10 protein-coding genes are annotated in these 13908 nt (G+C 72.0%); 5 read left to right on the top strand and 5 right to left on the bottom strand.

What is annotated here, in order from left to right; genetic code table 11:
* The first annotated feature begins 86 nt into the window (after positions 1–86).
* Complete coding sequence (locus tag ACFXOM_RS20260) at positions 87–1235, top strand: hypothetical protein (protein ID WP_384930644.1); 1149 nt, start codon at positions 87–89, stop codon at positions 1233–1235.
* Positions 1236–1377: 142 nt separating this feature from the next.
* Here the strand turns inward: ACFXOM_RS20260 and ACFXOM_RS20255 are convergent, their stop codons facing one another.
* Both ACFXOM_RS20255 and ACFXOM_RS20250 read right to left on the bottom strand, forming a co-directional pair.
* A complete protein-coding gene (locus tag ACFXOM_RS20255; RefSeq protein ID WP_384930646.1) occupies positions 1378–3018 on the bottom strand; it encodes an ABC-F family ATP-binding cassette domain-containing protein in 1641 nt (546 codons plus the stop codon).
* 297 nt (positions 3019–3315) lie between these two features.
* Positions 3316–4338 (bottom strand): oxidoreductase, encoded by a 1023-nt coding sequence (locus ACFXOM_RS20250; protein ID WP_384945759.1) that lies wholly within the window; start codon positions 4336–4338, stop codon positions 3316–3318.
* 167 nt (positions 4339–4505) lie between these two features.
* On the opposite strand from ACFXOM_RS20250, the gene ACFXOM_RS20245 reads away from it, so the two are divergent.
* The gene (locus ACFXOM_RS20245) at positions 4506–5456 is read left to right on the top strand and encodes an FAD-dependent oxidoreductase (protein WP_385038644.1); all 951 of its coding nucleotides are present in this window, start codon (positions 4506–4508) and stop codon (positions 5454–5456) included.
* A gap of 9 nt (positions 5457–5465) precedes the next feature.
* On the opposite strand, the gene ACFXOM_RS20240 is transcribed toward ACFXOM_RS20245, so the two are convergent.
* Positions 5466–6782, bottom strand: a complete 1317-nt coding sequence (locus ACFXOM_RS20240; protein ID WP_384945763.1) for a M14 family metallocarboxypeptidase — start codon at positions 6780–6782, stop codon at positions 5466–5468.
* Positions 6779–8758, bottom strand: a complete 1980-nt coding sequence (locus tag ACFXOM_RS20235) for a Xaa-Pro dipeptidyl-peptidase (RefSeq protein WP_384930656.1) — start codon at positions 8756–8758, stop codon at positions 6779–6781. The genes ACFXOM_RS20240 and ACFXOM_RS20235 overlap by 4 nt, the downstream gene beginning before the upstream one ends.
* Positions 8759–8958: 200 nt before the next feature.
* Between ACFXOM_RS20235 and ACFXOM_RS20230 the strand changes: the two genes are divergently transcribed.
* On the top strand, positions 8959–10470 hold the full coding sequence (locus ACFXOM_RS20230; protein WP_384945766.1) for a M1 family metallopeptidase: 1512 nt from the start codon (positions 8959–8961) through the stop codon (positions 10468–10470).
* Between the two features lie 106 nt (positions 10471–10576).
* Positions 10577–11614 (top strand): LacI family DNA-binding transcriptional regulator, encoded by a 1038-nt coding sequence (locus ACFXOM_RS20225; RefSeq protein WP_384945767.1) that lies wholly within the window; start codon positions 10577–10579, stop codon positions 11612–11614.
* Here ACFXOM_RS20225 and ACFXOM_RS20220 read toward each other — a convergent pair.
* Entirely contained in the window at positions 11577–12470 is an 894-nt protein-coding gene (locus ACFXOM_RS20220; protein ID WP_384930663.1) for an oxygenase MpaB family protein, read from the bottom strand. The two genes, ACFXOM_RS20225 and ACFXOM_RS20220, sit on opposite strands and share 38 nt — an antisense overlap.
* 256 nt (positions 12471–12726) lie before the next feature.
* Between ACFXOM_RS20220 and sph the strand changes: the two genes are divergently transcribed.
* On the top strand, positions 12727–13722 hold the full coding sequence (gene sph, locus ACFXOM_RS20215; RefSeq protein WP_384930665.1) for a sphingomyelin phosphodiesterase: 996 nt from the start codon (positions 12727–12729) through the stop codon (positions 13720–13722).
* The last annotated feature ends 186 nt before the right edge of the window (positions 13723–13908 follow it).

Raw genomic sequence — 13908 nt, 5'->3', positions numbered from 1 at the left:
GCACTCCCCCCTTCTCCGACAGAGCACAACGCGAATACGCCCGTAATCTGGTGTTACGCGCATTTTCTGCGAGCCTGGGGGAGATCATGGAACTTGGTTTTCTCAAACCGCTCTTCGAACATCCGGGCCCATGGGCCTCTGTGTACATCGACACGTCACGTGCGACCGAGGACGCAGCGAAGCGGCAGGAGCTCCGCGAGCGGTCCGTCGCCTCGCAGTTGATCGAGGCGGGTGCCGACGGATACACGACCAGGGCGGTCATGGACCGACTCGCCCAGGAGCCGGTGTCGGGCGCACCCCCCGGCCGCGCGCTCTTCGCCGCGGGCGCCGAGGTGCTCCTGGACATCCCGCTCGCCGTCGGCCCGGCCGCGAGCGAGGCCACGTGGTCCGTGCTGCCCCACATCGCACCCCTCGCCGAACTGCGCGGCGACGCACCGCCGTGCATGGTCGCCTACATCGACCGCTCCGGCGCCGACCTCGAGCTCCGCGACGGGACGCACCGCCGGTCCCTGGGCCAGGCGAACGGCAGGGAATGGCAGGGCCGCGGCCACCGCAGCGTTCCGGAGGACCGCCAGGAGTGGCACTACCGCAACAAGGTCGAGAACGGCTGGAACGAGACCGCCGACGCCATCGCCGCCGAGCTCGCCCGACAGTGGCCGGGCAGCGGCGCCCGGTTGCTGGTACTGACCGGAGACGCGCGCGAGCGCAGGGCCGTCCACAACAAGCTGCCCGAACAGATCCGGGCCGTCGCCGTCGAGGCGGGCAGCGGCAGCAGATCCCCCGGCAGCTCCGCGACCGTGCTGGACCGGCAGATCGCCGATGCCTGCGAACAGTACGCGAACGACCGGCTCCAGTCCGCGCTCGAGCGGTTCCGCATGGGCCGCGGCAGACCGGGGGAGCACCGCGAGACCTCCGTGGACACCGGTCTCGGAGGCGCAGCGGAAGGGATCCCCGCGGTCGTCGACGCGGTGCGCAGCCATCAGGTGGCCACCCTGCTGGTGGCGCGTGGCGCGTCGGACGCGTCCCGCGAGGTGTGGATCGGTCCGGGCGCGGACGACGTGGCCGTACAACGCGGTCAGGCTCGGGCGATGGGTGTGGCGAAACCCGTCCCGGCACGCGCGGACGACGCCCTGCTGCGGTCGGCAGCGGCGGGGGACGGCGAGGTGCTGATGGTGCCCGCGGGGGCGGACGGCCCCGCCGGTGGGTTCGGGGCGGTGCTGCGCTGGAGCGTGTGAGCGAAGGACCGTGGCGGTCGCGGCGAAGGGCCGGCCGGCGGAAGCGGTGGTACGGGCCGCGTCCGTGCGGGCGCCGGCACCCCGCGGTGCCCTCCTGCCGGAGAGCGGGCGTCCCGCCCGGGGCCGGGTGGGACGGCTCCGGTCAGGTGGACTCCGTCACCTTCCCGTCCGCCACCTCCAGCCGGCGGGTCGTGCGCACGGCGTCCAGCATCCGCCGGTCATGGGTGACCAGGAGCAGGGTGCCGCCGTACGAGTCCAGGGCCGACTCCAGCTGCTCGATCGCCGGGAGGTCCAGGTGGTTCGTCGGCTCGTCGAGGACGAGCAGGTTGACACCCCTGCCCTGGAGCAGTGCCAGCGCGGCACGGGTCCGTTCTCCTGGGGAGAGGGTCACCGCAGGGCGCAAGACGTGCGCCGCCTTGAGGCCGAACTTGGCGAGGAGGGTGCGGACGTCGGCCGGCTCGGTGTCGGGGACCGCCGCGCAGAAGGCGTCCAGGAGCGAGTCCGTGCCGTGGAAGAGCCGGCGCGCCTGGTCGACCTCCCCGATGACCACTCCGGAGCCGAGCGCTGCCCGTCCCTCGTCCAGGGGCAGGCGGCCCAGGAGTGCGGCGAGCAGGGTGGACTTGCCGGAACCGTTGGCGCCGGTGATGGCGACCCTGTCGGCGCAGTCGATCTGCAGCGAGACCGGCCCGAGACGGAAATCGCCACGACGTACCGCGGCTTCGCTCAGGGTCGCCACGACGGAGCCTGAGCGTGGCGCGGCGGCGATCTCCATCCGCAGCTCCCACTCCTTGCGGGGTTCCTCGACGGCATCGAGCCGCTCGATCATGCGCTGGGTCTGGCGGGCCTTCGCAGCCTGCTTCTCGCTCGCTTCGCTGCGGAACTTGCGGCCGATCTTGTCGTTGTCGCCGGCCTTGCGCCGGGCGTTCTTCACTCCCTTGTCCATCCAGGAGCGCTGCATCTGGGCCCGGCCCTCCAGCGCCGCCCTCTTGTCGGCGTACTCCTCGTACTCCTCGCGGGCGTGCCGGCGGGCCGTCGCCCGCTCCTCCAGGTAGGCCTCGTAGCCGCCGCCGTAGAGGGTGGTCTGCTGTTGGGCGAGGTCGAGTTCGAGGACCTTGGTGGCGGTGCGGGTGAGGAACTCGCGGTCGTGGGAGACGAGGACGGTCCCGGCGCGCAGCCCCCGGACGAACGCCTCCAGCCGCTCCAACCCGTCCAGGTCGAGGTCGTTGGTCGGTTCGTCGAGCAGGAAGACGTCGTAGCGGGACAGCAGGAGCGACGCGAGTCCGGCGCGGGCGGCCTGGCCTCCGGAGAGCGAGGTCATCGCCTGGTCGAGGTCGGCGGTGAGTCCGAGTGAACCCGCCACCTCCTCCGCACGCTCGTCGAGGTCGGCTCCTCCGAGGGCCAGCCAGCGTTCGAGCGCCGTCGCGTACGCGTCGTCCGCGCCCGGCACGCCGTCGACGAGCCCCTGCGTGGCGTCGTCCATCGCGGCCTGGGCGGCGGCGACGCCGGTGCGCCGGGCGAGGAAGCACCGTACGGACTCGCCGTCGCGGCGCTCCGCCTCCTGCGGGAGGTGCCCGACGTTGGCGCCGGGTGGCGACAGCTTCCGCTGTCCCCGCTCGGGCCGGTCGAGGCCGGCGAGCAGCCGGAGCAGGGTGGACTTCCCGGCGCCGTTGACGCCGACCAGGCCGATCACGTCGCCGGGGGCGACGACGAGGTCGAGCCCGGAGAAGAGCGAGCGGCCGCCGTGTCCGGCGGCGAGGTCCTTGGCGACGAGGGTGGCAGTCATGAGACGGCGATCCTATCCGGGCTCCGGGCTCCGGGCTCCGGGCTCCGGGCTCCGGGCTCCGGGCTCCGGGCTCCGGGCCGCAGGGTGCCGGGCCGCAGGGTGCCGGGCCGCAGGGTGCCGGGCCGCAGGGTGCCGGGCCGCAGGGTGCCGGGTCGCAGGGTGCCGGGTCGCAGGGTGCCGGGTCGCAGGGTGCCGGGAGTCGCTCGCACCCGGCCCTGCCGACGCTGTCCGGCCCGATCGGCCCCGCGATGACGGGATCCGGATCGGTGTGCCTGCCGAAGGCCCTCCGCGGACGGCTCACCGCACCACGGCTGCGACCAGCACGCTCCCCACGGCTCGTGCCACCAGGAAGGACCGCCGCCTCGTCGGCTGACCGCCCAGGGGGATGCGGTGCGTGCCCGGCTCCAGGGTGCCGTCGAAGACGTCGTGGACGTGTGTGCGGTGGAGCAGGTCCAGGCGGTACGCCACGATGCGTACGCGGCAGGCGCAGGTGACGGTCACCGCGGCTGCCCCCTCGACGACCGTCAACTCCGCCAGTCGACGCCGCTCGGACGGTGCCCGGTCGAGGGCGTGCTCGATCTGCGCCACGAGGAGCGGAACGACCGGGGCCAGGCCCTCGACGTACGCGACGTCCACCCCCGCTCCGGCGAAGGCCGCGCGCACGGCCGCCCGCTCCGCTTCGCGGACGGCACCGCCGAAGGCGACGGCCCCGTAGGTGCGGAGCTCCTCTGCCGGGACCCCCGTCGCGTCCTGGGCGATCTCCGCGCCGACTCCGATGCCCCGCAGCGCGGCGGCGAGCCGTGCCAGGACGGCGGCGCGCGGCCCGATCAGCAGGACGCGGCGACGCGGCCGGGCCTGCTCGTCCACCAACAGCCGCTCCAACGCGGCACGGTACTGGTCCGCGCGGAAGCGGAACGGCCCGATCCCGTGGTAGCCGCCCCGCTCCAGATCTGCTTCCTCGTCGGTCTGCCAGGCGAAGTCCCGCCAAATGACGTCGCCACCGTCCCGCTCGATGACGGCGGTCACGGCCCCGCATGCGAGCGCCTCGCACTCGGGACAGCCGTAGATGACGTGCCGGCCGTCGGGGAGCGGCGGGTCGGCTTCCAGGAGGAGGCTCCGCACCTGGTGGACGAATATCGACGGTGGCACGTCGGAGGCCAACGGCGAGACGGCGTCGAGGTCGGCGAGCCGGAAGAGGAGCGGGCGGCCGTCGACGATGAAGTCCACGAAGTCCCGATGGACTTGGTAACCACCGTCGACGAGGACTCCCCCGGCTCGCACCGCGGGGGCCAAGGCGAAGGTCGCGTACTCGGCAGACATGTCTGGAGTATCCCCACCTGCGTCGTGTTGTGACCACGCGCCGGGGAATCGGCCGGGCTGCAACCGCAGTTCGACCCGACCTCCGAGGGCGGAGACGACCCCGCCCGCCCGGCGCCCACCGGCCGCCTCGGCCCCTCGATCCCGACATCGAGCTACGCTCGGTCTTCGTGAGCGATGTGATCGTGGTGGGCGGCGGGGTCATCGGGCTGACGACGGCGGTGGTGCTCGCCGAGCGGGGACGGCGCGTGCGGGTGTGGACCCGCGACCCCGCCCCCGCGACCCCCTCTGCGGTCGCGGGGGCACTCTGGTGGCCCTACCGGATCGAGCCGGAAGCGCTGGTCGGCGACTGGTCTCTCGATTCCCTGCGGGTCTACGAGGAACTCGCGTCGCAGCCCGAGACGACGGGGGTGCGCCTGGTGGACGGCATGCAGGCCGGGGTCATGCTCGATGAACTCGGTTGGTGGGCACGGGACCTGCCGAAGCTGCGGCAGTTGGCACCCGATGAGCTCCCGGCGGGGTGTTCCTCGGCGGTGGGCCTGCGGCTGCCGCTGATCGACATGCCGGTGCACCTGGCCTGGCTGCGGTCACGGCTGGCGGCGGCCGGCTCCGCGGTGGAGATCCGCGGGATCGTCTCCCTCGACGAGGCGGCCGCCCGAGCCCCCGTGGTGGTCAACTGCACCGGGATCGGGGCGCGCGACCTGGTGCCCGACGACGGGGTGACGCCCGTCCGCGGCCAGCTGGTGCTCGTCGAGAACCCGGGCGTCGACACCTGGTTCGTCGCTGCGGAGGGCACCGCAACCACGGCGACGTACTTCTTCCCCCAACCCGGACGGCTCGTCCTCGGTGGCACCGCGGACGAGGGCTGCTGGTCCCTAGCCCCGGACCCGGCGGCCGCGGCGGCGATCGTCGGACGCTGCGCCCGGATCCGCCCCGAGATCGCGGACGCCAAGGTCATCGGGCACCGGGTGGGGCTGCGCCCGGTCAGGACGTCGGGCGTCCGCCTCGAAGCGGGTACCGGCCCGTCCGGGAGCCGACTGGTCCACAACTACGGTCACGGCGGCGCCGGCGTCACCGTCGCCTGGGGCTGCGCCCGCGCCGCCGCGGATCTCGCCGGGTGAGCGGGCCGCTCAGCAGTCCGGCACGGCCCTCCCCTCCGTGAGGCGGTAAGCGGCCCGCTCGTCGAGGAGCAACGGGACGAGCGCCCGCTGGGACTGCCGCAGAGGGACGTAGGCGCCGTGCCGGTCCGGCCGGGAACGGACGCCGTGCAGGGCGAGTTCGTCCTGCACGTCCGCGTACTGCTCCGGGGTGAGGCGGTAGCCGCAGGGCGGGTCCTCGATGACCTCCGCCGGGTCCGCGGGATCGTTGTCGGCGCCGCCGAGGTGGATCGGTCCGCGGTCGAGGAGACCTGCCGTCCGGGCGGCGGACGTGGCGGCTTCGATCCGGTCGCGCCGTTCTTCCGTGAAGGCGAACGCCGCGTGCAGCGCGACCAGCTGGCTGGTCACCCGACGACGGTTGTTGACCGCTTCGTCGTTCCTCTCCTCATCGGTGAGGGGGTCGGTGCGCGTCTCGACGAGCAGTCCGACGGAGTGCTTGATCCCCGCCGCATTGCGCAGGATCCGTTCCTGACCGTCTCCGGCGACCTGCTTGACCGGCTCGCCGGTGACGGGGTCGGTCCAGATCCCGTAGACGCCCGTGCTGAATCCGGCGTCGTGGGCCGCGGGCCGGACGTAGCGCTCGGAGAGGGTGCGCGCTTCCCGGTGCACCGGGGAAGCGGTGTTGAGGTTGCGCGGCCAGAGCGACAGCAGGTCCTTGTCGTAGAAGCGGGGGGTGCCCCCGTACTCGTGCAGGTCGTAGATGACGTCGGGGCGGTGGTCGCGGATGACGGCGGCCACGGCCCGTCCCTCGGCCGTCTTGAGGGCGATGTGGTCGCGGTTGACGTCGACCCCGTCGGCGTTGCCGCGGGTGTCGGCGGCCCGCCCGTCGGGATTGGCGGTCGGGATGACGAAAACCGTCGTGCGGCTGAGGAGCCGCCGCGTCCCGGGGTCCGCCGCGTACGCCAGGTCCCGGACGGTGCTGAGGCATGCCTCGCGTCCGGACGGCTCGTCGCCGTGCTGGCTGCAGACGAGCAGGATCCTGCTGGTGGTCGTCCGGGAGCCGCCTACGCGGACGAGCCGCACGGGGCGACCCTGTCCGGTGGTGCCGATGGTGCTGACGCCGACCCGGTCCGTCGCCCGGTCGACGGCGGTCAGGAATTGCCGCTCCTCGGCCTGTGTGGTCCAGCGTGCGCCGTCGGAGAGCTCGAATCCGGTGCGCGGCGCACCCCCCACCGGGGCTGCCGCCCCCATCGGGACGGCACTCCCGGGAGCGGCGTGGACGGGTGCGCTCAGCAAGGACGCGGCGAGGGCCGCCGTCGCGACGGCGACCAGGCGTATGTGACGGCTCATCGGCTGCTGCCTCCCGGGACCGGACGGTTCGGACGTGGTGCGTCAACGCCTTGGAGTCGCTTGCCGTACGGGGTCTGCGCCGCCGAGCCGGTACCGGTCACGGCTTGTTGGAAGGCTCCCCAGCCCCCCACGAGGGGGAGCCGCGCCGCGGTGCGCGCCAGGTCGAGGGTGAGGCGCGGCCGGGTGGACGGCGGTTCGACGAGGTCCTTGTCGGTGCCGCCGACGATGAGTGCCAGCCGGTGCCCGGCGGGGATGACGTGGTCCGTGGCGTGCAGGCCGAGGGTGATGGTGTAGGCCTTGCCGGGGGTGAGCGGACGCCCCCTGGCCGCCGAGACGTAGGTACCGAGATCCGCCCAGCCCCGGCTGATCACGGTGTAGCCGACGGCGGTGGTGCGTGCCGCGGTCTCCTTGAAGCAGGAGCTGTCGCCGCTGGTACCGGCCCCCCAGCAGGTGCGCTCGGGAAGGGTGGTGATGCCCTCGCCGGTGGCGGAGTAGTCCCGGATGGTGTCGGGCCCGAGATCGACCAGCACCGCGGTCAGGTGTGCGGTCGTGGTCGACGGTGTGGCGGTGACGGTGACCGTGGAGGAACCGGAGAGCCGGAGGGCGCGGGTCAGGCGGGGTGTCCTGAAGGCGACCTTCGCGGGCGTGGTGCGGTCGACGTCCCCCGCCCAGGAGGTCTCACCGAGTGCCGGATCGTCGGTGAACGTCTCCGTGGTGCCCGGCCGGGCGGGCGCTGCGCCGAGCGTCCCCACGCCGGGGACGGCGCCCCTCCTCGGGCGCAGGGTGGTGGGACTCGTGGTGCGGGGCGGCCAGACCCGGTCCGTGGACCAACGGCCGGGGGCGCGCTCGACGTCGGCCACCGGTTCGCGGTCGATCCCGTTGTCGTAGCCGAGCAGGTAGTGGTCGAACCAGCGGTGCAGGGTGGCGACCCAGTCGGCGCGGCGGAAGTCGAAGGGGTCGACGTGACCGGTCTGCGAGAGCCACACCTTGCGCTCCACGCCGTTCCGGGCGAGTGCGTCCCACCACCGCCCGAAGTGACCGGGCCGAACGTTCAGGTCCTGCATGCCGTGGACGGCGAAGACACTGGCCCGGACCTTGGCGGCGCGACGGACGTAGTTGCGCTCGCTCCACAGCCGGGTCCAGTCTCCGCTGCGCGGGGCGCCGTCGATGAGTCGCTGCTGAACGCCGGCGCAGCGTGCCCGCGCCTCGGCACTGTTGACGTAGTCCCCTAGCCAGTCGGGTCCGGATCCGTAGAGGGGGGCTCCCTGGGCGAAGAAGTAGTCGTACCACGAGGAGATGGCGGCGATCGGGACGACGGTCCTCAGCCCCTCGACCCCGGTTGCGGCGACGCCGTTGGCGATGGTGCCGTCCCAGCTCTTGCCGATCATTCCGGTGTCGCCCGTGGTCCAGTCGGCCCGGACGCGTCGGGTGCCGGTACGCGTGGTGTAGCCACGTGCGCGGCCGTTGAGCCAGTCGACGACGGCCTTGGCGGAGGCGATGTCCGAGCGTCCGCCCACGTCGCTGCACCCGTCGGACCGGTTGGTGCCGGCGAGGTCGACCGCGGCGAACGCGTAGCCCCGCGGGACGAAGTAGTTGTCGTAGAACAACGGGAACTGGACGGGTCTGCCGTCGGGTCCGTATGTCTTCTTCTGGCTCTCGTTGCCGCGCCCGCAACAGGAGTAATACGGACTGGCATCCATGATGACCGGTACTTTCCGGCCATGTTGTGCGGGTTCGCGGGGCCGGACGATGTCGACGGCCACGCGGTCGGACCGTCCGTCGCCGTCACCGTCGAGGCGGGTGTCCACCCATACGGATTCGCGGATCGCGTCGTCGAACGAGTACACGGGACGGCTCTCGGCGGGTCCGGTGCCCGCGGCGCTGCCCGGCGGCCCCAGGACGGACACCAGGGCGGCTGCGGCCACGGCTGCGATCACTCTGCACAGGACGCGCGGGTGCCACGCGGGAATCGGCATGGGGCGGAAGGTACTCCGGACGACTACGTCAGGACAGAGGGCATGACGAGCCATCAGCAGAGCGGAGTAATGGGCGGGGTACACCGCGGCATCTCGGCCGAATGGCGATCGCGTGACGGCCGGGGCCATGGACACGGCTGAGCGGAGCGCGCGTCAATAGGCTCCGGAGAGATCATCCGCCCCGACCACTTGGAGCATTCGTGCACCGCAGAATCCTCGTCCCGAGCGTACTTGCGGCTTCTCTTCTGCTGGCGATCCCGGCATCGGCGGCCGACCACGTCCCCGGGGCACCCGGAATCGGTGATCCCTACTACCCGGCCAGCGGCAACGGCGGCTACGACGTCTCGCACTACGACCTGCGGCTGAAGTACCAGCCGAAGTCGGACTTGTTGGAGGGCACGGCGACGATCCTCGCCACCGCCAAGCAGAACCTCTCCCGGTTCAACCTCGATTTCGGCCTGCAGGTCAGCGAGGTACGGGTGAACGGGAGGAAGGCGGCGTTCGCCAAGGCGGGGAACCAGGAACTGGAGATCACCCCGGCTGCGCCGTTGGAGCGGGGCAGGGCGGTCTCGGTGGTCGTCCGGTACGCGGGCAAGCCCTCCGAATTGAAGATCGACGGCTGGTCGGCCTGGCACCGAACCCCCGACGGCGGGATCGCCGCCCAGGAGCCGGACTCCGCGGTGTGGTGGTTCCCTTCCAACGACCACCCGCTGGACAAGGCCACGTTCGACATCTCGGTCTCCGTGCCGGACGGTACCCAGGCGATCAGCAACGGAGTCCTGCAGTCGCAGACGTCGCGCCTCGGCTGGACCCGCTACAACTGGCGGTCGAACAAGCCGCAGGCGACGTATCTGGCCACGCTCGCCGTCGGCGCGTTCGACATCACGACCGACACGACGGCGAACGGCCTCCCCGTCCTCAACGCCTACAGCAAGGACCTGGGGGACAACGCGGGTGCCGCGCGCGCGAGCGTCGAACGGACGACCGAAGTGGCGGAGTGGCTCGAAACGGTCTTCGGACCGTACCCGTTCGCCGCGCTCGGCGGTTACGTCCCCAATGTGACCAGCGGCTACGCCTTGGAAACACAAACCCGTCCCTTCTACAGCCCGCGGCAGTTCGCGAACGGGGCGAACGTCTCGGTGGTCGTCCACGAATTGGCCCACCAGTGGTACGGGGACAGCGTCTCCGTCAAGGGCTGGAAGGACATCTGGGTCAATGAGGGCTTCGCCCGCTACAGCCAGTGGCTCTGGTCGGAGAAGGAGGGCGAAGGCACGGCACAGGAGCTGGCGGACTACGTCTACGCACAACACCCGGCCGACGACCCGTTCTGGACGGTGAAGCCCGGGGACCCCGGGCCCGACAAGCAGTTCGACATCGCGGTGTACGACCGGGGGGCGCTCGCCCTTCAGGTGCTGCGCAACCGCGTCGGGGAGAAGGACTTCTTCGCGATCCTCAAGGGCTGGCCGACGGCGAAGGCGGGTGGCAACGCCTCCGTGAGCGACTTCGTGCAGTACGCGGAGAAGGTCTCGGGCAAGCCGCTGGCCGCTCTCTTCGACACCTGGCTCTTCGAGACCGTGAAGCCTGCCCCCACCGGCCCGGCCGGAACGAGTGCGGGCCGCGCCCGCGTCGACACCCGGCCCGCACCGCCGGCGTCGTACCGGAAGATCGCCGAGACCGACACCATCCACGCGCAGGAACACCACGGCCGCTGACCCGTGGCCAGGCGCCGCCACCCGGACGGGGCGGCGGCGCTTGGCGTTACCCTGGCTCCCCGTAACCCATGTCACCCGCCCGGACACCGACGGTGAGGAGCGACCCGTGCCCGATCGGAGCAGGGAGACCAGGCCGACCCTCGAGGCCGTGGCCGCCCGGGCGGGCGTCTCCCGCGCGACCGCGTCCCGTGTCGTCAACGGCGGCGCCGGAGTGCGGGCACCGCTGGCGGACCGGGTGCGCGAAGCCGTAGCGGAACTCGGCTACGTACCGAACCTCGCGGCACGGAGCCTGGTCACCCGGCGCAGCGGAGCCGTCGCCGTGATCATCGCGGAGCCCGAGTTCCGGGTCTTTTCGGACCCCTTCTTCGAGCGACAGCTCCGCGGAATCAGCCGTGAACTCACCGTGCACGACAGCCAATTGGTGCTCCTGTGGGTGGAAGGTCAGGACGACCACGAACGGATCGCCCGCTACCTCGGCGGCGGTCACGTCGACGGTGCCCTCGCCTTCTCGCTGCACGACCACGACGATCTCCCCTCCGTCGTACGCGGTTCGGGCGTACCCGCCGTGTTCGGCGGTCGCCCCGGTGGACCGGGGGCCGGATCGCAGGGCGCGGTGCCCTTCGTGGACTGCGACAACCGGGGCGGCGCCCGCGTCGCCGTGCGTCATCTCGTCGCCCTCGGACGCAGCCGGATCGCCCACATAGCGGGACCGTCCGATCAGACCTCGGCGCGGGACCGCCTCGACGGCTATCGCGACGTACTGCCCACCGCCGACCCCTCGTTGACCGTGCACGGCGACTTCACTGCGGCGAGTGGAGCACGGGCGATGGCAGGGCTGCTCGACCGGGGTGCCGCGCCCGACGCGGTCTTCGCCTCGAACGACCTGATGGCTTCCGGAGCACTGACGGTGCTGCGTGAGCGTGGGCTGCGGGTGCCGGAGGACGTCGCGCTGGTCGGATTCGACGACATGACCCCGGTGGCCGAGGCCACCGATCCTCCCCTGACGACTGTCCGTCAGGACATCGAGGGCAACGGCAGGTTGATGGTGCGGTTGCTGATGCGCGCACTGGGCGACGGCGGTGGGGACGCCGCACCGGCATCGGTGATCACCCCGACGACGCTGGTGCACCGGGCTTCGGCGTGACTCGGGCCGCGCCCCGAACCCTGCGCCGGGCTTCCCTGGCGAGTGGCAGGTAGCGCCACCGCTCGGGCAGCAGCGGCACGGTTGCCCGCACCACGAGCCCGAAACGGCGCAGCCGACGCTCTTGAGGGGCACTCCACTCGAGTCCTATCGCCCGACGGGCGTCCGGCGGCATCAGGCCGACGGTGACGAAGCGCCGGAAGCGCGCGAGCGGCGGTAGGAGCACCGGCCAGAACGCCCGCAGCAGCAGCCGGATCGCCAGCGGGCCACGGTCCGGCGGAGGTACGCGGGCGTGGGTCTCGACCAGGTCCCGCACGACGGCGGTCGCCTCCAGCTCGTCTGCGAGGACCTTGTGGTAGTACGGCCAGAACTCTTCGACGGTCTGGGGCATGTCGCGGTCGCGGATGCCGAGCACGCGGCCGACCTGGAGCCATTCCGCGTACAACTGCCGCTCCTGTTGCGAGGTGAGCGGCCGGTGCAGGTACCGGGAGGCGTACTGGTACACCGGGAAGCCGGTGGCGTGCACCCAGGCGTAGTACTCCGGGGTCAGCGCGTGGTAGCGGCGGCCACGGGTGTCGGTGCCCTGGATCGTGCGGTGCAGCTGGCGCAGTCGGCGCCCCTCCTCGGCGGCGGCCTCACCGCCGTACACCCACAGCTGGAGCGAGCGCAGGGAACGCTCACCACGACCCCACGGGTCGGTGCGGAAGACGGAGTGCTCGTCGACACCGGCGCCGACGGCGGGGTGGGCGACCTGCATGGTGAGGGCAGCGGGCAACATCAGCAGCCCCCGGACGTCGCCGGCGAGGCTCCACAGCACACCGCCGGGCGGCGGAGGCGCGGGCTCGGACTGCCTGCTCATCGGTGCTCCCAGAGTCGGCGGGACGCGGGGCTCCGTCCCCTTCCCTCCGTCTCCAGTATGCGATCTCCGGGGACGGGACGATTCCCGGGGGGGGACCGCAGCGGCCCCGTTGGTGCGGCAGCGGCGGCCGACCGGACGTGTTCGCGTGATCGTGGACCTGCGGCAAGAAAACCGGCACCAAACGGTTACCCGAAGGTAACTGCCGCTGCTTTGATGTGCGCGCCGGACATCACCCCCCTCACATCCGGGAGTTCCAGTGCCGCACTCCACGCTCCGCCGTCTTTCCGGCGCCGCCCTGTCGACGGCCCTTGCCGCCGCCCTGGCGGTGGCCGCGCCCTCGGCGTCCGCCGCAACCACGCCACCGGTACCCGCCGCGCCCGCTCTGAAGGTGCTGACGTACAACGTGTTCCTGTTCAGCAAGACCCTGTACCCGAACTGGGGCCAGGATCACCGGGCCAAGGCGATCCCGGCCGCCGGCTTCTTCCAGGGCAACGACGTCGTCGTGCTCCAGGAGGCGTTCGACAACTCCTCCTCGGACGCTCTCCAGGCCAACGCCCGTGCCCAGTACCCGTACCAGACCCCGGTGATGGGCCGCAGCAAGAGCGGGTGGGACGCGACGAGCGGCGCCTACTCCGCCCTGACCCCGGAGGACGGCGGCGTCACGATCCTGAGCAGGTGGCCCATCGAGCGCAAGGAGCAGTACGTCTACAAGGACGCGTGCGGCGCCGACTGGTGGTCCAACAAGGGCTTCGTCTACGTGGTGCTGAACGTGAACGGCACCCGCGTGCACGTGGTCGGCACGCATACCCAGTCCACCGATCCGGGATGCGGGACCGGCGAGGCGGCTCGGATGCGCAGCCGCCAGTTCCGGGCGATCGACACGTTCCTCGACGCCAAGAACATCCCGTCCACGGAACAGGTCATGGTCGCGGGAGACTTCAACGTCGACTCGCGGACACCCGAGTACGCCACGATGCTGGCCGACGGCGGCCTGACGGCTGCCGACGCCCGCACCGGACATCCGTACTCGTTCGACACGCGCGAGAACTCGATCGCCTCCTACCGCTACCCGGACGATCCGCGCGAGGACCTCGACTACGTCCTGCACCGGGCGGGCCACGCCAAGCCGTCCGGCTGGACCAACGGTGTGGTCAAGGAGCAGAGCGCCCCGTGGACCGTCTCGAGCTGGGGCACCTCGTACACGTACACGAACCTGTCCGACCACTATCCGGTCACCGCAGGCGCGCAGTAGCACGACCGGAAGCCTCCGGGACGCACCGGCCGGTCGGGCCGGTCAGGGGTCGCCCTGCGACGGTGGCTCGAGGCCGTTCCGGTGACGTGGTGGTGCCCGTGACCCGTCATGGACACCACCACGGCGAGTCATTCCCCCTCACCCGGTGACCGCCTCCGCGCCGCACCGCATCGCCGCCGGCAGCCG

The sequence above is a fragment of the Streptomyces sp. NPDC059169 genome, from assembly GCF_042755225.1.
Lineage (GTDB): Bacteria > Actinomycetota > Actinomycetes > Streptomycetales > Streptomycetaceae > Streptomyces.
This window is presented reverse-complemented; position numbering and strand designations above follow the sequence as displayed.